Source organism: Wolbachia endosymbiont of Frankliniella intonsa (assembly GCF_029856955.1).
Taxonomy (GTDB): domain Bacteria; phylum Pseudomonadota; class Alphaproteobacteria; order Rickettsiales; family Anaplasmataceae; genus Wolbachia.
Genome location: NZ_CP097148.1, coordinates 1 through 19,480, shown reverse-complemented (window position 1 = coordinate 19,480; position 19,480 = coordinate 1). Strand labels below are relative to the sequence as shown.

At 32.7% G+C, this 19,480-nt stretch carries 12 protein-coding genes, 2 tRNA genes, 1 other RNA gene and 9 pseudogenes; 9 read left to right on the top strand and 15 right to left on the bottom strand.

Annotation, left to right across the window (positions count from 1 at the left end):
• Positions 1 to 47: 47 nt before the first annotated feature.
• Positions 48 to 904 (top strand): IS630 family transposase gene (locus M3L71_RS00145; RefSeq protein ID WP_280143645.1). Its coding sequence is split into 2 segments (ribosomal slippage): positions 48 to 111 and positions 111 to 904, totalling 858 coding nucleotides; the frame shifts between segments, so codons are not numbered across the junction.
• Positions 905 to 929: 25 nt separating this feature from the next.
• On the opposite strand, the gene M3L71_RS00140 is transcribed toward M3L71_RS00145, so the two are convergent.
• The 5 genes and pseudogenes from M3L71_RS00140 to M3L71_RS00120 form a co-directional block, all read right to left on the bottom strand.
• On the bottom strand, positions 930 to 1,277 hold the full coding sequence (locus M3L71_RS00140; protein WP_280143644.1) for a transposase: 348 nt from the start codon (positions 1,275 to 1,277) through the stop codon (positions 930 to 932).
• The gene (locus M3L71_RS08385; RefSeq protein ID WP_280143643.1) at positions 1,237 to 1,401 is read right to left on the bottom strand and encodes a hypothetical protein; all 165 of its coding nucleotides are present in this window, start codon (positions 1,399 to 1,401) and stop codon (positions 1,237 to 1,239) included. The genes M3L71_RS00140 and M3L71_RS08385 overlap by 41 nt, the downstream gene beginning before the upstream one ends.
• 24 nt (positions 1,402 to 1,425) lie before the next feature.
• Entirely contained in the window at positions 1,426 to 1,803 is a 378-nt protein-coding gene (locus M3L71_RS00130) for an IS630 transposase-related protein (RefSeq protein WP_280143348.1), read from the bottom strand.
• 29 nt (positions 1,804 to 1,832) lie between these two features.
• A complete protein-coding gene (locus M3L71_RS00125; protein WP_280143613.1) occupies positions 1,833 to 2,315 on the bottom strand; it encodes a hypothetical protein in 483 nt (160 codons plus the stop codon).
• A 348-nt stretch (positions 2,316 to 2,663) separates the two neighbouring features.
• Positions 2,664 to 2,930: pseudogene (locus M3L71_RS00120) on the bottom strand (transposase); the annotation flags it as partial.
• A 312-nt stretch (positions 2,931 to 3,242) separates the two neighbouring features.
• Between M3L71_RS00120 and M3L71_RS00115 the strand changes: the two are divergent.
• Positions 3,243 to 3,896: a glutathione S-transferase family protein gene (locus tag M3L71_RS00115; protein WP_010403901.1), complete on the top strand. Its 654-nt coding sequence runs from the start codon at positions 3,243 to 3,245 to the stop codon at positions 3,894 to 3,896.
• Here the strand turns inward: M3L71_RS00115 and M3L71_RS00110 are convergent.
• A complete protein-coding gene (locus M3L71_RS00110) occupies positions 3,868 to 4,545 on the bottom strand; it encodes an O-methyltransferase (RefSeq protein WP_265030743.1) in 678 nt (225 codons plus the stop codon). The genes M3L71_RS00115 and M3L71_RS00110 overlap by 29 nt on opposite strands.
• A gap of 251 nt (positions 4,546 to 4,796) precedes the next feature.
• Between M3L71_RS00110 and M3L71_RS00105 the strand changes: the two genes are divergently transcribed.
• Positions 4,797 to 5,075 (top strand): DUF2671 domain-containing protein, encoded by a 279-nt coding sequence (locus M3L71_RS00105; RefSeq protein ID WP_280143611.1) that lies wholly within the window; start codon positions 4,797 to 4,799, stop codon positions 5,073 to 5,075.
• A 28-nt stretch (positions 5,076 to 5,103) separates the two neighbouring features.
• Here M3L71_RS00105 and M3L71_RS08315 read toward each other — a convergent pair.
• The 3 genes and pseudogenes from M3L71_RS08315 to ssrS form a co-directional block, all read right to left on the bottom strand.
• Positions 5,104 to 5,795 (bottom strand): annotated as a pseudogene (locus tag M3L71_RS08315) (thioredoxin domain-containing protein).
• Between the two features lie 53 nt (positions 5,796 to 5,848).
• Positions 5,849 to 6,310, bottom strand: coding sequence for a type II toxin-antitoxin system RatA family toxin (locus tag M3L71_RS00090; RefSeq protein ID WP_280143609.1), 462 nt, complete (start codon positions 6,308 to 6,310; stop codon positions 5,849 to 5,851).
• Positions 6,311 to 6,327: 17 nt separating this feature from the next.
• Positions 6,328 to 6,489, bottom strand: a non-coding RNA gene (ssrS, locus tag M3L71_RS00085) — 6S RNA.
• A gap of 116 nt (positions 6,490 to 6,605) precedes the next feature.
• Between ssrS and M3L71_RS00080 the strand changes: the two are divergent.
• Together M3L71_RS00080 and M3L71_RS00075 are read left to right on the top strand one after the other, a co-directional pair.
• Positions 6,606 to 7,191, top strand: a pseudogene (locus tag M3L71_RS00080) (MlaC/ttg2D family ABC transporter substrate-binding protein).
• On the top strand, positions 7,188 to 8,477 hold the full coding sequence (locus M3L71_RS00075) for a bifunctional folylpolyglutamate synthase/dihydrofolate synthase (RefSeq protein ID WP_280143638.1): 1,290 nt from the start codon (positions 7,188 to 7,190) through the stop codon (positions 8,475 to 8,477). Before M3L71_RS00080 ends, M3L71_RS00075 begins: the two are co-directional and overlap by 4 nt.
• Here M3L71_RS00075 and M3L71_RS00070 read toward each other — a convergent pair.
• The 4 genes and pseudogenes from M3L71_RS00070 to M3L71_RS00055 all read right to left on the bottom strand — a co-directional run bounded on the left by M3L71_RS00070 (position 8,445) and on the right by M3L71_RS00055 (position 10,779).
• Positions 8,445 to 9,227, bottom strand: coding sequence for a J domain-containing protein (locus M3L71_RS00070; protein ID WP_280143637.1), 783 nt, complete (start codon positions 9,225 to 9,227; stop codon positions 8,445 to 8,447). The two genes, M3L71_RS00075 and M3L71_RS00070, sit on opposite strands and share 33 nt — an antisense overlap.
• Before the next feature lie 41 nt (positions 9,228 to 9,268).
• Positions 9,269 to 9,427: pseudogene (locus M3L71_RS00065) on the bottom strand (DnaJ domain-containing protein); the annotation flags it as partial.
• 707 nt (positions 9,428 to 10,134) lie between these two features.
• Positions 10,135 to 10,635: a hypothetical protein gene (locus M3L71_RS00060; RefSeq protein ID WP_280143635.1), complete on the bottom strand. Its 501-nt coding sequence runs from the start codon at positions 10,633 to 10,635 to the stop codon at positions 10,135 to 10,137.
• 59 nt (positions 10,636 to 10,694) lie between these two features.
• Positions 10,695 to 10,779 (bottom strand) — tRNA-Leu (locus M3L71_RS00055).
• Between the two features lie 62 nt (positions 10,780 to 10,841).
• Between M3L71_RS00055 and tldD the strand changes: the two are divergent.
• Together tldD and M3L71_RS08510 are read left to right on the top strand one after the other, a co-directional pair.
• A pseudogene (gene tldD, locus M3L71_RS00050) lies at positions 10,842 to 12,271 on the top strand (metalloprotease TldD).
• 624 nt (positions 12,272 to 12,895) lie between these two features.
• Positions 12,896 to 13,844 (top strand): annotated as a pseudogene (locus tag M3L71_RS08510) (IS5 family transposase).
• A gap of 408 nt (positions 13,845 to 14,252) precedes the next feature.
• Here the strand turns inward: M3L71_RS08510 and M3L71_RS00035 are convergent.
• A tRNA-Met gene (locus tag M3L71_RS00035) sits at positions 14,253 to 14,329 on the bottom strand.
• Between the two features lie 96 nt (positions 14,330 to 14,425).
• On the opposite strand from M3L71_RS00035, the pseudogene M3L71_RS08310 reads away from it, so the two are divergent.
• Positions 14,426 to 16,456: pseudogene (locus tag M3L71_RS08310) on the top strand (ComEC/Rec2 family competence protein).
• A 767-nt stretch (positions 16,457 to 17,223) separates the two neighbouring features.
• A pseudogene (locus tag M3L71_RS00010) lies at positions 17,224 to 18,319 on the top strand (IS3 family transposase).
• A gap of 330 nt (positions 18,320 to 18,649) precedes the next feature.
• Here the strand turns inward: M3L71_RS00010 and hemA are convergent.
• Positions 18,650 to 19,478, bottom strand: a pseudogene (gene hemA / locus M3L71_RS08380) (5-aminolevulinate synthase); the annotation flags it as partial.
• Positions 19,479 to 19,480 lie beyond the last annotated feature (2 nt).

Here is a 19,480-nt window from a genome sequence, read left to right as displayed (position 1 = left end):
ATGGTCCAAACGGTTTAAAATAAGAGTTTATAGTAGTGAAGGTAAGTATGCCAGCAGCATATAGTTATGATTTAAGAAAAAAAGCAATGGAGGTACTAGACGAAGGGAAAGCAGAGAAACGGTAGCAGAAAGATTTAAAATTGGAAGAACTACATTATGGGAGTGGCAGCAAAGAAAAAAAGAAACAGGAGATTTTCAGTCGAAAAAACTTGGAAATGGAGGTTATAATCATAAAATTACCGACTGGAATAAATTTACTGAATTTGCCAAAAAACATGGTGGAAAAACTCTATCGGAAATGGCTAAGCTTTGGAGTAATGTTAGTATCCCAACGATTCATCTAGCTCTTAAAAAATTGGACTCACACGCAAAAAAGACATATGGATACAAAGAAAGGAATGAAGAAAAACGTGCTGAATTTTTGAAAATTATAGCAACGAAAGAACCTCAAAACTTAGTATATATAGATGAATCTGGTATTGATAATACCGAAGACTATCCCTATGGATATTCTCAGAAAGGACAGCGATTTTATGCCCTAAAATCTGGAAAGAAAACTCAACGAATTAGCATGATTGCAGCTCTAAATAGTAGAAAAATAGTTGTTCCGTTAACATTTGAGGGCCATTGTAATATGGATATCTTTAATAAATGGTTTGAGCAGTTTTTGACACCTATTTTGGAACCTGGACAAACTGTTATCCTTGATAATGCTACTTTTCATAAGTCTAATAAGATTACTGAACTTGCTAAAGAAGTTGGTGCTGAAATTTTGTATCTTCCTACGTATTCCCCAGATTTCAATAAAATTGAGCATCATTGGTTTGCTATAAAAAATAGAGCTAGGAAAAACATCCCTCTATTCACATCTTTTCGTCATGCTGTTGATTCTGCTTTTCTATGAACTTTCCGGACTATTATGAAAAGAGCTATACTATAGTATTTTCTAAAATGAATGGATAAATTTCCATTATGGTATTACCAACCAAAAGTTGTAAGTCTGTACATTTATACATTAGAGGTCTGAGGCGGCTTTTGATGGTATGCCAACAGTGTTCTATGGGATTCAAATCTGGTGAATATGTTGGAAGATACAGCACATGAAAGCCAAAAGACTCTATTAATGATTTTGTTTTAGTGGTCTTATGAAATGTAGCATTATCCATAACTATGGTTGTGCCAAGTGGCAATTTAGGTAATAACATCTTCTCCAACAATATATTGAATACCTCTTTTTCACACCCACCTTTGAAAGTCATTGGTGCAATAAATCTCATTCCAATCCACCCGGCTACTATACTGATTCTCTCTCGAGTTCTCCTGGAATATCTGCATAAATTTTCTTTCCTCTTGGAGCACGTCCATATTCTCGGTATAACTTATTATCAACTCCTGCTTCATCTATATATAAGATGCTGGAATGTTCTATTTTTGAGATTTTATCAATAAATTGCTGCCTATCTTCTTGATTGCGCTCTTGATATAGTGTGACTTTTTTAAAGTAATTTTTAGCTGTTTTAGTCTATACCAAATTGAATTTATTCCAAATCCAAGATTTTGTTTCATCTCTGCCAGAGTATGATCTGGATTCTTTGTAACATATTCTTCGAGTATTTTTGGGTCTATTTTTCGAATAAAGCTACCGTTTTTAGATGGCTTTAAGCTTTCACCAGCAGCTTTCTTTTTTAACCAGCGGTACAGAGTTGCTATTCCTATCTCCATGAGCTCTGCTATCTCAACCTTTGTCTTCCCTTTTTCTATCATCAATACTGCCTTTTCCCTTAAATCCACACTATATGCCATTATAACTCAAATACTTTATTATACCTTTATCATTTGCTTTGGGAAATACTATAGTCTGGCCTAAGGAATTTGCTTGAGTTTCCATTATGTGATTTACCTATAACTGAATTCTTAGGTGAACCACCAAACACCTTATTATTAATATGATCAACTTCTTTTTCATTTAAAAACTCTATGTAATTATCATAATCAATAACAGGAGCCAAAATTGAATACTCATCTTCATTTTCTTTATGGGAAGTATGCCACATAGAATCAATTGGTAGGTGCGGTAGTGCCTTACAAATTAAATCAACAACTGCGAACTTCAGAGTGTCATTCATTTCATCCTCGGTACTTGAAACTTCCAAATCACGACAATGAAAGGATAATTCATGCTTTGCTATGTCTTTAATGAGCTTAGGATTATCAAAAATGCTTTTCTTTAGATATACATAATTTCCTTTCTCTTCTAAAAAATCCTTAGTTTTTTTAGGACCATTTTCATAACCTTTTATCCTCGATGAGAGCAAATCTACAAAAGAACGTTGCAAATTTCTATCAACACACTCCGCACCATATAGATAAGATCCCTTATCAAAGACTTCATCAATTATATAATCTAAATGATTTTCTATCTCCTCCTCTATATCATTTGATAGATCCTTACAACCTAGTTCCGATTTTTTTTGTCTTCTTTTTTTTGCTCTTTAATAAGATCTGTTGCAAATCGCGCAATTTCATTAGCTAGCAAAAACTTTAGATTAGAAACCACCTCTTTCCTCATTGGCACCAAAAATTTATTACCTTCAGACAATTTCTTTTGGTAAGAGTTAAAAGGAAAAAACTCTGTATAAAAACAATCATCACTATTTGATGCTTGTGAATAGCTGCAAATCTCTTCCTATTTGTTGCAGATATCCTTTTACAAACCCTACTGTTTGTCTTAAACCAATTCTAAAGAAACTGACGATTATATGAACTAAAATCACAACTTTATCACTATAAATATAGTTGCCGCCCTGCATTTTTGGACTATTTTCATACCAATTTTCTATGGCGTCATTGATATAACAAAAAATGCTTCCTCTTTCTTGGAGAAATTTGTTATATTCATGGCAGTTACTGACTCTCATTTTTTGTGGCATATTTTTTCTTCAACAGTTAAATGGCTATTTATAATGAATTTTGTCAGTAACTGCCAGTTCTTTTCACTTGAGCGATGCAACAAAGCCATCCCAGACTGAAATGACACCCTTCTGGTGGGGATTGCTCTCAGACTACAATGTTCCTACAGTTGTACTGGGATTAAAGTATAAAAATATTTGGAAATTATATAATGGACAATAGATTCTAGGAGTATATGTTAAAAGTAATGTCCATAATGAAATAAGATGGATTCCAATGTCACGTACTGGAATGACAACATATGGGTATTGGAATAACAAAAGAGGAATATTATGATTTTATATCATTTTCCTCTTTGTCCGTTTTCACGAAAAGTTAGAGCTCTTCTCAAGGAAAAAAAGCTGAGTTGTGATTTGGTATATGAAAATCCATGGGAAAAGCGGAATGAATTCATGGAGATCAATCCAATCGGACAAGTACCAGTATTAATAGATAATAACTTTGTAATAGCGGATAGTAATGCCATTTGTGAATATATAGAAGAGACTTACAATAGCGACGTCAAATTACTTGGTTCATCCACTATTATTAAGTCTAAAATACGCGCTTTAATCAATTGGTTCGATAGCAAATTTTACAATGAAGTTACTAAGTATATTATGAATGAAAAAGTAATTACTAACCGCAGCCCTGACTCTAGATTTCTTCATGCAGCTCAGAATAACCTGCCTTGCCATATGGAATACATCGAACACTTAATTAACAAGAACGTTTGGCTTGCAACCGATAAGTTCACTTTAGCCGATATTACTTTAGCATCACATATTTCTATAATAGACTACGTAAATAGTTTCCCATGGGAAAAAAGTAAGATTTTAAAAGAATGGTACTCCATTGTTAAATCAAGGCCTTGTTTTCGCGAAATATTATTAGAGAGAGTTTTTGGCTTAACTCCCCCTAGACATTACGCTGACCTTGATTTTTAACTTGCGTGAGTTTTAAAGCTACAGTCATTCCTTCGTCAGTAGGAATCAATATGGAGAAATATTTTTTTTCATCTGACAATCTATCGTTAAACTCTCTCATAGCATGCCATGACTTTTCTGATACTTCTTTTGGAGGAGATTCTAAAAATACTGTATCAAATAATAGAGTGTTATCTGCAACGATTAGCCCATCTTGTTTAATGTATGACTCTGCCCAATCTAAATACTTAGGATAACTACTTTTGTCAGCATCGATGAATATCATGTCAAATGGTGCCTTTGCTGATAATTCATTAATTTTTTCCAGTGCATCACCTTCTATTAGAGTAATTTTATCACTTAGATTAAAAACACTAAAATTTTTTTTTGCTATTCTTGAGTGTTGAGGATTGTTTTCTATTGTATATATATGACCATCTTTCGGTAAAGCTTTTACCATACAAATTGACGAATAACCATATAACGTGCCAATTTCAACTATGCTTTTAACTTTATGGATTTTGATAAATAAATTTAATAATTTTCCTTCTTCAGGAGTGATTTGAATACGTTGTTTCTTATCAAGAGTACAATGTTCTTCTATTTTTTTATACTCTTTTGCAAATAAGCTTCTTATGTACAACGATTTTCTGCTAAAGTTATGACGCATTAAGTTTTATAATATAAACTAAGGAGGTTTAATCTATATAAGATTTATAAATATAACAATAGAGTTAAGAATAATAAAATTTTTTTATTTTAAGTTGTTATTTCATAAAGTAAAATTTTAAGTGACAAAGATTATTATATATTTTACTATGGTTAACTAGTATAATAACCAATTGTTATACTAGAATTAAGGGATCGTTTATTTACATCTCTCTTAAAATGTAATTTTTATAATCAATTAGAGGGGGTTACATGTCTTATAACATTGCTAACGAAGTTGAAACGTTAAGAAAGAAATCTAATAATAATGAAGGAGTGAAATTACTGCACAATCCAGCTTATCGCGAGAAGTACAAAGAACGCTTTAACGAAGCTCAGAAAAAAGTTATGGATATGGTCCAATTTTATGACGGGACGATAGTATTAATAGAGAATAAAATTGCTATGTATTATTATGCTTGGCACAGTAAAAAAAGAGAGTTTGAGCGTAAAAAGCAACAAACAGTATCAAAAAATAATGATTCAGCATAGGGTTTTTATATGGTAAGCTACAGTGTTATTACTTCACTATAGCTTTTCCATATACCTCATCTATTACATTAGTGAAGTATTCCAGCTCTCTATATCCTTCATGTTTGATTTTACCATTCTCTACGTATGATTTGTCATCGTTAAGCTTGATGATGAATACAGGAGTAGCTGTGATATCAAGTTTATTAATTGCAAGTGATTTATCATTTATAATTTTGTCCATCATCTTTTTATCATTAATGCATTGGTTAAATACATCTTGCTTCAAATTGCTTAGTGCAGCAATTTTTGTAGTATAGTTAAATCACTAAAATTAGAGTAGTTCCACGAGTCTATTGCATTAAACACAGCTTTGTTAAAATTAAAATAGTCTTCTTCTTTTTCATAGCAATAACTTAGCATTGCAGCTTTTAATCCTCTGTAATCTAGAGGAAAATGACGGAATATGTATAACATCTTACCTGTATCTATGTACTTCTCTTTGATTTTAGGAAAAACTTTCTTATGAAAAAGAGAACAGTGATAACAAGTGAGCGAGGCGTATTCTATCATTAAAATTGGTGCTTTTCGATCTCCTAATAATTTATCATCAGGCAATAGCGACAGTAGTTCTTTTGATGTTATTTCATCAGTTTTTTGAGTGTTGGGTAAGTTTTGTTCAATAGCTGCATAAGAACTAACACTTATAAAAATAAGTAAGAACAATAATCTAAAAATCATTACAATGGAAACACTTAACTTATTAAAGAATTTATGCATTTATATAAATGATGTCAAGATAACTTTTGTTTAGCAAGGCTTTCTACTCTGTCTTTAAATGCAGCAATTATTCTGCTTTGTGTGTATTTATACACTGAGTTTAATAAAGTGGAAAACAAGTTGGATTTAAATTCAAACTCTATATAGAACTCTACCATAGTTCTACTTTCGTTCATAGGAGTGAATTTCCATTCGTTGTATAAATGTTTAAATATTCCATTTGACGACACAGCTTTTATCCAACCTTCATTTGTTCCACTTGGAGAAAGGAAGGTCACTTCTGATGTGTAACTTCCTTTAATGCCATGAAAAGCTGCAAGGAGGTCCACAATCATTTGGCTATCAGTTTTTTCTTTTATATAAACAGCTTTGCACCAAGGAACAAAATCAGGATACTTCTCAACGTCAATTACAACTTGAAATATCTCATGAGATGAACAGAAAAACACACCTTGTTCTTTATATTGGTGTAACATAAACCTAAATAATGGAAAAGGGATCCATATCTACCGTCAGTCTTAGTAGATTCCTGAGACCTAAAGTTAAGGTGGGCATCACGTACTAATTTCAATGAAATTAACAGAGGCAATTCCCTTGATCAGAAATTATCGCTCGGGAAATTTAACTTAACTCATAACGCATAGCACAGACCCTAAATTATTTATAGATTATTTATATAGAGTATGTCTATAGATATATTAAAACTAGCGATCATTATTTTGCCTTTGTTAAATTTTGCATTTTAAGTATCATAGCTAATAAATATATCTTATGAATCTTATTAAGTTCTTAACCATTTTTATTATAATCTCCTCAAGTGCTTACGCGAATTGTATAGGGCACAAAACTTTTGTGCTTGCCATGAAAGCAACAAGTAGACAACACGTCTATGAAAGGGAATAGAAAAAATCTAGAACATGTACAAGAAGAACTTCTGAAAATTATTCAGAATAATGTTGACCTCAAAGGAATATCTCGATTTGTCATAGGGAAATATTGGAATTTATCTACTCACAAAGAAAAAGAAGAGTTTCTAAAAGAATATGAAGTATATCTCGCGCGCTTGTGCGCTAAAATTTTGTATAAATACATAAATAATAGTGAAATGATCATAATGAGTACAAAAGCAGTTGACGATGAAACTTGTCTGATAGGAACAAGATTTTCTTATGGTGATGAGGAATTTACAAACATTGACTTTAAAGTGACTAAAAGTGACAATTCTTTCTTAATAAACGATGTTGTAATGAGTGGGATAAGTATTGCTATTAATCAACGTTCTCAATTTAGTGAAAAAATCGACACGCACGGCATGGCAAGTGTAATAGATGAATTAAAATGTAACAATAATCTATGATATACATGCCTCATTGGCCTAAGCCGCTTGGCAGTAGACCAAAGGATTTTTCTCTTGATCGCATAAAAAGTTTTCTAAATGAATTGGGTAATCCCGAGAAAAAAATACCGCCAATAATTCACATAGCTGGCACTAATGGCAAAGGATCAACACTATCATTTATAAGATATATAATGCAAGCAGCAGGGTATAAAGTTCATACCTACACTTCTCCACATTTAGTGAATTTTAATGAAAGAATAGTTATTGCAGGCAATGATATCGATGATAGTGAATTACATAACTCACTAGAAGAATGCCGTATAGCAGTCGCAGAACAACCCATCACTCTATTTGAAGCCGCAACGACTGCAGCCTTCTTAGCTTTTTCTCGTCATAAAGCTGATATTACTTTAGTTGAAGTGGGTCTGGGTGGAAGGCTTGATGCAACAAATGTTATAGATAATCCAATTCTAACGATCATCACTTCAATTGCCTTTGACCATACAGAATATCTTGGTCCTACTGTAGAAATTATAGCAGGTGAAAAGGCTGGAATAATGAAACCTAATGTTCCTTGCATAATAGCACCACAAGAAAAATCTATAACGAACACATTAGAACATCATGCAATAAATAAGAAATCTCCTCTGTATAGAGGAGGAATTGAATGGAATTGCGAAAAACAGAATAACAGGATGGTCTTTCAATCGACTATTCAATCAATAGAATTTTCTTTGCCATCTTTAAAAGGAGATCATCAAATAATCAATGCAGGAAACGCAATTGCAGCATGTAGCATTTTAAGTGGAAAATATGGCTTTGATATTGGAAAAGAGGACATTGCTTCAGGTTTACAGGGCACTTATTGGCCTGCGCGGCTAGAGTCTATAAAAAAAGGTAATTTAATTTCTTTATTACCAAAAGATTGGCAATTATTTCTAGATGGTGCACACAACAATGATGGTGCCAGAGTGTTAGCTAAGTGGATAAAAGACAATTTTACTGAAGGTGTCTATATGATCTTTGGCGTTACTCGTAACAGAAACGTGGCAGAGTTCTTAGAGCACTTAAAGCCATATATCAAACTACTATGCGCCGTTTGTGTTAAATCTGAGCCTAAAGCAACAAGTACAGATCTAATCAGAGAAGGAGCTAATAATGTAGGAATAAATGCTATTGAATGTGAATCAATCGGCGATGCGATATCAAATTACATATTGAAAGCCTCTATTCAAAACGTCAAAACCATACTAATCTGTGGCTCATTGTTCCTAGCTAGAGACTTCGCTATGGAGAATAGCTAACTTTGATGATATTAACTGACCGATGGGGAAATAACTTTGATTGCTCATAGTACTGCTTGGCTTTTCGTTATCGACTTCTATAAACTGATCATCACCTTTAAATTGCTTCTCAATTGAATTTATGAATGTCTTTTTGAGAGTATACTCACTTACAGCATTTAAAACAGGTGAAGTAACAATTAAAAGCGTGAATGGTAATGAAAGTAATAATCCGGATAACATCATAGAGTTAGTTATACCAAAGCCGCTGGCAACTAAATCTAATCCCACACCGGAAAACATTAAAGATGCACAGATTATTTTGCTCAAAATAAGTGAATTCTTTAGCCACTTTAATTTAGTTCTATCGCTTTCTGAAAAATCTTTGCATTCTTGGTCAAAGTTAAACAATAATAAAATATTAGTCTGATTATTAAACTCTTTTCCATTTCTAGTATAAACGATCGAAATAGCTGAACTCAAAACAAATCCTGTTAACAAAGGAGCAAAGAAACCTACTGCTAAGGGGACATTATAGGTAACACCATTGCTTATAAAAAATGCAATGGATGTGAAGAATACTAAAAGACTTCCTAAGAGATTTGAATAAGAAGAATATTTTGAATAAGCAATTATAGACCGCTTCTTATTAAATACCCTACTTCTACTCTTATCATCTAGATATTTTTCTAATTCTTCATAACTATGGTTCCATAACTTACCACGTAATCCTTTCGTTAAATTATTCCTTTTGTTTAAGCCCTTCTCCAACTGCTCTATTGCAAATTCTTCAAAAATGGTTTATTTTGTGCAATAACCTTAAATTGCTCCTCTGATTCTTTATTATCTGGATTTTTATCTGGGTGATATTTTAACGATAATTCACGATGTTGTTTTTTAAACTTTTTCTTAATATTCTCAATATCAGAATTTACCACATCCTGCTTTTGAATATTAAATATTAAAAACAACTGCTTAAAAGTTTGATACTCATTTTCATTTAAAATTTTTCCATCCACACCCTATAAATTAATTAACTATTAATACTTTATAATATATAAATTTCCAAATCATGTCAATTATTCCATTCATGCTTATTGTATGAATTATTTCTTTCACGATTACCATGACAAGTGTATGAAAATTATCATTTAGCGCATAATAGTGCTTCAATGTTTAGGGTTACAGTTTTCATTGGTCATTTGAGTTACTCAAATCCAATTCATGCCAGTTCTATCTATCTTGTCACTTAAGTAGCCCTTTTTGTGTAATCCCAGCACCCTCTCTGTGATGTCATCCCAGTGCTTGACACTGGGATCCAGAAAGACTGACCAGGTAATAAGAAGCACTGGGATGACATCTCTATAGGACTCCTAACTAATCAAAAATATTAAGAAATTTATACCAAGCAAAAAAGGCAAAAGAATTCCCGGTAGTGAGTTTTAATAATGTAAATTGGCGTTGTAATAATGTGCTAACAAGCGCGATTTGGCTGAATGTAGAAAAAATTTAAAAGACATGCAGACGCTATAATTTTTATGTAATTTGCCAATAAATATCTGAATTTTGCTGTTAAATCCGCGGAGATTAAAAACAAGGATAAATACTCTTACTTTCATAGTAAGGGGGATGGCGTAATTTGTCAAGTTAAATAAGCTAATTTATTAACATGTGATAATTAGACAGCTATCGTGGATTGATCGTTCAAATGACTACTAGATTTGAGATTATTACTTTCATCTATTTGCGGCTGACTAATCATAGTACAAACGAAATTGGTTGCCATAAAGGTACAGCCTAGAATAAAAAAAGCAACGGAAATAAAGGGGATAATAGGAAATTCAAGAGGTAATATAGATGTAATTCCTCCTATTAAAAATGAAACGTTAGATGTAATGTCGAGGCAGATCTTCATTAATTTATCTTGCCAAGAGGTATCGAGTTGCTTATTAAGGCCACACTGTCTAAAATGATCAGTTAATGACCATATATTTAAAGCAAGCGAAAGTGAACTTATCATAGTGCTGACAATAGTACAGTACAAGCTTAAGGAAGAAATATTTAGGGCTAATGCTGGTGTATACCCCATCAAAGAAGCAATAGATAGTGCAGTAACCAAGCGTTTTGAATAAGTTCTTATTTTCTTTCTGTAAACAAGCTTTTTTTCTTCATAACTCATAAACTTAGTAGTAAATACATTATATCATAGCATCAATTGACTCAAAAATCAATATAGAGTGCCCGAGAGAAGACTTGAACTTCCACAACTTAAAAAGTTACTAGCACCTGAAGCTAGCGCGTCTACCAATTCCGCCACCCGGGCTTTTTGTGATTTACTATGTTAAAATTAAATAATATACTTAAACAATTTTTAGCTCAAAGGTAATGCCAAATCTAGATCAAATATTTTTTGCTCAAAACAATGTTAATATTAATAATGTATATAAAATAGTCAACAACGCTTTGAGCGATAGTGATGGTGGTGAATTATTTTTAGAATTTTGCCAATCAGAGTCCCTGGTTTTTGATGATAACATATTGAAACACATGGATTTGAATATCAGAAGGGGATTTGGGTTAAGGTCCTTTTGTGAGGATAGTACGTCTTTTGTTTGCTCTTCTGAAATTAGCGAAAAGGAAATTAGTAACGCTGCTTCTATGGTAAAAAGTTCAGCATCTTTAAGAAAAACAAATTCAATAAACTTAAATGAGGAGACAAAAAGCCTGTACTCAACGACTAATCCCATAAATGAAATGGATCTGAACTCAAAAATTAAACTACTTAATGAGGTTAATGAGTATGTAAGGTCGAAGAATAACTGCGTGAAGCAGGTAAAAATAACTCTAAGTGGAGAATGGCAAGTTGTACAAATAATAAAAGATGATCACAGGTTAAGCGATATTAGGCCTTTGGTACGTTTTAATGTACTAGTCATCGTAGAAAAAAATGGCCGAGCGGAGAAAGGTTCTGCAGGGCATGGTGGAAGAGACGCTTATAGTAAGTTTGTTTCTGAGAAGAAGTGGAAAGAAGTTGCAAACCAAGCGTTAGAGCAAGCGCTAGTAAATCTTGAGGCAATTCCAGCTCCGGCTGGAGAGATGACAGTTGTTTTAGGTTCAGGTTGGCCAGGAATATTATTGCATGAAGCTGTAGGTCATGGACTTGAAGGTGATTTTAACCGTAAAGGAATCTCGGCATTTTCAAATTCTATGGGTAAACAAGTGGCAGCCAGTAACATTACTGTAATTGATGATGGAACTCTACCTAATTTGCGTGGTTCTATTAGCATAGACGATGAGGGTACTTTACCTGGCTATAATGTGCTTATAGAAGATGGAATTCTAAAGGATATATGCAAGATCATATGAACGCTAAACTTATGGGTGTAAATCCAACTGGTAATGGTAGAAGAGAAAGTTACAAAGAAGTTACTATGCCACGCATGACAAACACCTATATGTTGCCAGGAAAATATACACCAGAAGAAATAATATCCAGTGTAAAGAGAGGCCTATATGCAGTAAATTTTGGTGGTGGACAAGTTGATATAACATCAGGAAAATTTGTTTTCTCATCTTCGGAAGCTTACCTAATAAAAAATGGTAAAATTACACAACCAGTCAAAGGAGCAACGCTAATTGGTGATGGGCCAACAGTACTAAAAAAAGTATCAATGATTGGTAATGATCTAAAGTTAGATCCTGGTGTTGGTACGTGCTCAAAAGACGGACAAAATGTGCCTGTTGGAGTTGGTCAGCCAACACTCAAGGTCGATGCAATAACTGTTGGTGGAACTGAATATGTAGATAAGGGCTAAGCGAACTCAGCTCATGCTGTACAATTATATTGTAACCATTATTCAAGTAGCTAATATAGATGCAAAAACTACTTAACAAATCTCTCTGCCTTCCTTGCCATAACGTGTATAACAATCTCACAAAAAATAATATCATAGAATTCAATAGATGATCTTTAAAAAATCCTTAAGGAAAGTAAAATACTGTTTAAATAGGCCGATATAGATGGTTTTACGATATAATAAAATTATTATAAACAAGAACTTATAAACTCTAGCAAATGAATTTGTGAGTTTAGTGGTGTTAGGAATACCTGGCTCTTTTATGTGGATTGACATTCTCAATAACCTGCTCTAGAGATAGATTATATAATTTTGACAAGGTTCTTGGCATGTGATGTTTTTCTCAAATATAGGGAATGGTATAAATGACTTTATATCTATATCCAGCTCTAGGGAAGATCTTCAATGTTTACGTCCATCCCTGATAAAGGATATTCTATGTCCATGTGCAGCTTTGGGGATAGTTCTACTTTGAAGATTTCTTTCACTTTTACTATTGCGGCTGGCTTTGTTGGATGGCTCAAGTAAAAAACTCGAAGTTACTGACAGAAATCATTATAAAACAGGTATTTAACCACCAATATGCCAGTCAAAATGAAGGTCAGTAACTGCTACGAATATAACAAATTTCTTCAAAAAGAGGAAATGTTTTCATTTTGTTAATCAAGCCATAGAAAATTGGTATGAAAATAGTCCAAAAGTTGCAGGTGGCAATAACATTTATAGTGATAAAGTTGTAATTTTGATACATATAGTAGTCCATTTTTTAGGATTGGCTTAAGACAAGCAGTTGGTTTAGTAAAGGTTGTATAGAGCAAATGGGAAAAGACCTCAAAGTCATTAGCTATACTCAAGCTTCTAGAAGATTCAAAAGCTTAACTTGAAAATTGATGATTGTAGAATTGATAAAAATGGTATGGAAAACATTGAAATAGCTATAGATAGCACCAGTATTTGTATCTATAACAACACCCATCAACGTAATAAAGAAAATGCAAAAGTAAGAAAATATAATGGATATGATCAAGTAAGAAAGTTACATATTATTTTAAGTATAAATAATAAAAAAGTTATAGATATGAAGTGCACTAATGGTACTACACTTGATTATCATGCGATATGTTAAAGGGAACAGTAGATAAATATAATATTTCATCTGTTCGCGCAGATGCAGCTTATGATAAAGCTAGTATGTATAAAGTGCGTAAAGGACATAATATAAAACCAATCATTCGACCAATAAAAGGTGCGAAAATCTATGAGAAAATTGATTATCAATTAGAAAGAAATAGCAACATTAATGTGATTAAATTATGTGAAAACTATGAGAACGGTATAAAGAAATGGACACAAGAAACAAAATATGGACTAAGATCCTTTGTTGAATGTTTTTTCTATAGGTTGAAAAAACGTTTGGGTTTAGTCTCAAGAATAAATCTGAAATAAATCGTGAAAAGAACTACTAATTAAGTGCTATTTGCTTAATAAATTCACTGATATAGGTATGGCTAAGTTCGAATTAGCTGCATGAATTTACTGTACCTACCTGCCCTATCAGGAGCTATGCAACAAAGCCATTGCGGCTCCCGATTGGCTTTGTTGCATCGCTACCTATGAAAGGCTAACTATACAAGCAACTTATTGAAAATCTTATTTTTGCAGTCAATCTGATCAAATTTAAGAATAGTAATTTATTGTTTGTATTAGTAAATTTAATTCTACTTAAAATAGCTAAAGCATTGAAATTCTTGAATTTTAGCTAGATTAGTGAATGGTAGTAAAATTTCTTTTACTCAAATTTAGACATTCACTGACCGTCCTTACTATAAATGCTAGAATAATAAGCTACTGATATTCTTCATCTTTTTTATCTTTAATCCGCCGTAGATAGCGATGCAACAAAGCCGTCCGAAATCACAATATTTGTACAGTTGAAAGATGGTTGCGGGAGTAGGATTTGAACCTACGACCTTCAGGTTATGAGCCTGACGAGCTACCGAGCTGCTCCATCCCGCGTCGTTGCTTATTTATTATTATATGCGTAATAATAATAAATAAAAGAATAAAATCACACTATTACATATATTTATATATCTATTAACCTTTCTTAACATGATAGTAAATTATATACATAACAATCTGTGCAATGAAAAATATAACTTGATATTGTGGTTCCCTGTTTTTCAGTGTGCAGGAATTTTAACCTATTTCTCATTAAATTTTGAACCAAGCTGTGCTTTCACTATATCTATTTTTCTCTTGCTTTCACCTATACTAATTCTGACTGCAATATTATACAGGAAATACGCAATATTATGCATTTCTTTAATTGCAGTGCTCATAGGATTTACAGCCAGCAAATTCAGAACAGATTCAGTTAATACTCACATTCTTGATAAGGAAAGGTATGTGAAAGATATTGTTGCTACAGTGAAGGATATTAATAACAAGGTCTCGTATGAGCAATTTTTGCTTTATGAAATAAAAAACACGAAGTTTAAGTTAGATAGCATCAGAATATCAGTTAGAACCAAAGCGGAAGAAGGCATTAAAATAGGGGATCAAGTAAAATTATCAGCAAAACTCTTTCCTCCAAAAATTGCGCCTTCGGAATATGCATATGATTTTGCAAGAATAGCATATTATCAGAAAATAAGTGCAACAGGCTTTGCAACAAGCAAAATAGTCCTGTACAAAAAGGCTGAAGCAAGAAAATTTCAAGAGTATATAGAATCTTTCCGTCAATATATCTATGAAAACCTACAGCAAAATACCAAAAAGCCACACGCGGACATAATCTCTGCATTATTAATTGGCAAAAAAGACGGGATAGATCAAAAACTATGAATGCGATACGAGATTCAGGTATAGCACATTTATTCGCTATATCTGGTTTACATTTATCGTTTGTTGCTGGTCTATTTTTTATAGTATTCCGTAATTTATTTGCAATATCTGAAACTTTGACTCTTAAATATAACACTAAAAAAATATCTGCATTCTTTACTATCTTGCCAACTACCTTTTATTTGTTGATTACCGGTATGCAAATTTCTGCTCAGCGTGCCTACATCATGGTGATCTTGGTACTTGTTGCAATAATCATAGAAAGGAAATATCAAGGATTAATAGCAATTGCGTTTGCTGCTTCGGTGATACTCATAGTGGAGCCAGAAGCAATCTTAAAGCCAGGTTTTCAAATGTCATTTTCTGCTGTTTTGGCACTAGTTGCAAGCTATCAGATCAATGCTAATAAGTTATTCAAAATAAAAATAATAAAATATTTTGTGTCGATAATGATCGGCTCAGTCATAGCAAGTTTAGCAACTGTTCCGTACACAATATACAATTTTAACTATTTTTCAATCAGTGGCATTATCACAAATTTGATTGCTATACCAATAGTTACACTCATTATTATTCCACTTGGAATAATTTATGTTTTATTGATTCCTTTAGGTACTCAGTGGATTATAACGCCTCTCATGGAACGCCCAATTGACAGCGTTTTATATATAACAAACGCAATTGCCAGTCTTCAGTATTTGGTTATTCCTATTCGCACTTTTCCTGCCTCATTAATTATTATAACAACGCTTGGGCTATTATGGTTATGCTTGTGGGAAAGGAATTGGCGTTTCTTTGGAATTTTCTTTGTTGTGCTAGGTATTTTCTCTAGCGCTATGTATACAACTCCTAACATTCTAGTCAGTGCTGATAATCTTGCTGTAAAAGAAGATGACAATTTACTATATTCCTTACTAGAAAAAACAGAAATTTTGTTGTCAAAACGTGGGCAAAAAAAAAAAGCAAAACAGGCAGAATCAAATTGTGAATCATACTAAATTCAGCAATTCAAACAAAAGGCTAAAATGTAATGATTATGACTGTATATATAATAAAGGAAATAATAAGTCAGTGTTGCTATCTCACAAAAGAGAAGATATTTTAGAAAATTGTAACAATGTCGATCTAGTAATTCAGTTAAGCAAGTTTAACTATCCAGCTTGCAATACTAAAATCATCAAATACGCTGACTTAGAGGAATATGGCACACACTCTGTTTGGCTAACAGATAGTGGTATAAAGGTTAGTAAAGTGCGTTCTAATCGTCCTTGGCATAAGCCAAAAACTTGTTTTTAAAGTATCATTTATATATAATTACTTAATTAGGATGTGAGGAAATTTATGCCTTTAGATACAACAAATCCTTTCAATGTTAAAGTAGATCATAATTTTGCCAAAATAGATGATGCTGGTTGGTTTTTCCTAGGTTATGGCGTGCAACAAAGAAATATTCTGTAAGTAACACTCTACCCATAGCGACTGTAAATATTTGGCTTCAATTTTCTTTGGCTTATGTAGCTGCAATAATAATAACCCATAATGATCTAAGGTTTATTACAGATATTTTTAACCCAACATTCATGCCAATTTACACTTTGGTTTCTATTATTCTTTTAACAACTTTTGTAGCCTCTTCTGCTATGAGATATATGCATAAGCAGGAGATAAAAGAAGGAGAAAAGTTGATAGAGTAATTAATAAATAATAAAATTAGAGGTGGCAAAGACAACGAGATGAGTGAAATCGCTGAAAATGCTCTGAAAATAGAGATAAAACCAAATTTAAGTCTTATAGATCGCAAAAAGCAAACTTTTCAATAGTTTTGCCAATTTCTGAAAAATAAGAAAAAATATTAGATAATCAAATACAAGAGAATAAAAATAAGGACATTTTTCTTACCATACCATATGTAATTAGTGCTGTAATTATAGTTGGTGCGTTAATACAAAATAGATTATAACGCACCCCATAAACTAGACAAAAAAATGGTTGATCCGAGTAGGAAGGTAAAGGGGTAAAAGAATGGCAACAAAAAAAAATATGAACCAGAGTTAAAAGCAAAGATAGCTTTGGAAGCAATAAAAAATCAAAAAAGCACAGCTGAGATATGTAGTGAATATAAAATACCATCAACAAATCTATATGATTGGCGTGATAGAGTATTGGCAAGGTTAAAAGACCTATTTGTTGAAGAAAGTGAAAGTGCGAGAAAACAAAGAATCTTAGCGCAAGAAATAGAAAGTTTACATAAAGTAATAGGAGAATTGACAGTGGAAAAATAGCTATTTGAAAAATTACTGTAAATAAGTGCAAAAAAGATAGAGTAAGGGTTTATAGAAAAAGATTCTGGATCTGTCAATTAGGAAACATGCTGATTTATTGGGGATTTGCAGATCTGAGCCTATATTATAGAGCCTATAATTAATAAACGAAAGTGAAGTAGCAAATTTGATTCAAGAAGTATATTTGGCTTCTGATTGCCGTTATGGATATCGTAAAATTACTGCAAGGAAATCATAGCGAGTGGGGTAGTAGTCAATCGCAAAAAAATCTTAAGAATTATGAAAAAATGAAGATTAGTGGGCTGTATTGTAGAAAAAGATGTAATACAAGTATTAAAGAAAAAAGCATAAAAATATATCCTTATCTACTCAAAGATTTGATTATTTGTAGAGTTAATCAGGTATGGGCTACTGATATAACATATATTATGGTAGAAGGTAAGTTTGTTCATTTTGTGGCAATAATGGACTTGTATAGTCGCTATATTATTGCTCTTATTCATTATCACCAATATCTCGATGCTGGATTTTGCCTTTATACTCTCAAAGAAGCTCTAAAACAAGGGGTAAACATGAGATTTTTTAATAGTGACTGATGGTACAGCTTATTTTGCTACAAAACTTTATTACGGAATTAGAGCATGCTAATATTAAAAATCAGGTATGGACCATAAAGGACGTTGCTTCGACAATATATTTGTTGGAGCGCTTATGGAGAACTTTAAAGTTAAGAAGCTATATATTATTATAGACCAAATAGTATCAGAGATTTGAATCTTTATAATAAAATGACTTTGTTGGTTGGTATAACTATAGAAGGCTACATCAGACTCTAAATTATAAAGTTCCTGCTGATCTTTATTATCATAAACAGTAAATCGAATATATTGATAAATACTTTTAAATGTGTGTTTGACGTATTTAATCAACATATTCATTTTAAAAATCGGATCACTTTAAAAAATGGTCTAGACAAATGGGTGCATCTGATAAAGTGTCATTCGCAGCACGTGACACTAGAATCCAGATTGTTTAGACTTGGATCCTATGGTCAAGCCATAGGATGACAAAAAGAGTAAACTTTACCTGTGTGAGCTATAGATCCCAAAGTGTTAGCTACTTTCATGATAAGAAATAAAGCACTGATTTTGTACATTGTTAACCATGCTTTTAAATAGATACCTTTATTCTTGGCAACTCTTAAACCTCAACAACAGACACAAACAGACAATTTCTCAAAAACTTTTACAAGAGATTTGTTAAATGCTCTATCATTTCATTTGGTATGGTAAGGCGTAGGGAGTAATACGGAAGCGCCTATTCCCCTTTGAAACTGTTGGGTAATTTATATATGTTGTACATATATTCCATACTCATCAAATAACAATTTTGATGCTTTTTTTGACAACTCCAGGATCGCCAATTATGATTGGAATTATATGAGTTTCTGTTTGCATAAAATTCACTCCCTGCATTTCTCAGTGAGTCTTTTACTTTCTCAACCACCTGCTTCTGCTTTTCTTCAATGTTGCTTGATTTTAGATGCTCAACGCTTGCCTTTGCTGCTGCTGCCAAAACGGGCGACATAGCAGTAGTAAAAATAAATCCTGGGGCTGAACTTCTTATTACATCCACCAAGCTCTTTGAAGACGCTATATATCCACCCATCACTCCAAAAAAGCCTTTGATAATGTACCCTGAATAACAGTTATTCTATCCATCAAACCTTCTCTTTCTGCATCCGCCACCGCGCGGTCCATACATGCCAACTGCGTGTACCTCATCCAAATAGGTAATTGCATTATACTGATCTCGTTAGATCACATATCGCTTCCAAGCGGTGCTACATCACCATCCATTGAGCATACAGATTCAAGTGCTATTATTTTCGGCGCTTTTATATCTATAGACCTTAGCAACTGCTCTAAGCGATCAACATCATTATGCTCCAACATGTGCTTCGGTCTTTTTCCTGATTTTATACCTTCTATCATTGAAGAATGGTTTTTCTCATCTGAAAAAATTACCACGCCCGGAA

Coding starts and splice junctions, on each gene's coding strand:
- M3L71_RS00115 (WP_010403901.1), top strand. CDS start 3,243: ATGATTTTATATCATTTTCCTCTTTGTCCGTTTTCACGAAAAGTTAGA.
- M3L71_RS00105 (WP_280143611.1), top strand. CDS start 4,797: ATGTCTTATAACATTGCTAACGAAGTTGAAACGTTAAGAAAGAAATCT.
- M3L71_RS00110 (WP_265030743.1), bottom strand. CDS start 4,545: ATGCGTCATAACTTTAGCAGAAAATCGTTGTACATAAGAAGCTTATTT.
- M3L71_RS00090 (WP_280143609.1), bottom strand. CDS start 6,310: ATGTTACACCAATATAAAGAACAAGGTGTGTTTTTCTGTTCATCTCAT.
- M3L71_RS08385 (WP_280143643.1), bottom strand. CDS start 1,401: ATGAAGCAGGAGTTGATAATAAGTTATACCGAGAATATGGACGTGCTC.
- M3L71_RS00075 (WP_280143638.1), top strand. CDS start 7,188: ATGATATACATGCCTCATTGGCCTAAGCCGCTTGGCAGTAGACCAAAG.
- M3L71_RS00060 (WP_280143635.1), bottom strand. CDS start 10,635: ATGAGTTATGAAGAAAAAAAGCTTGTTTACAGAAAGAAAATAAGAACT.
- M3L71_RS00140 (WP_280143644.1), bottom strand. CDS start 1,277: ATGAGATTTATTGCACCAATGACTTTCAAAGGTGGGTGTGAAAAAGAG.
- M3L71_RS00130 (WP_280143348.1), bottom strand. CDS start 1,803: ATGGCATATAGTGTGGATTTAAGGGAAAAGGCAGTATTGATGATAGAA.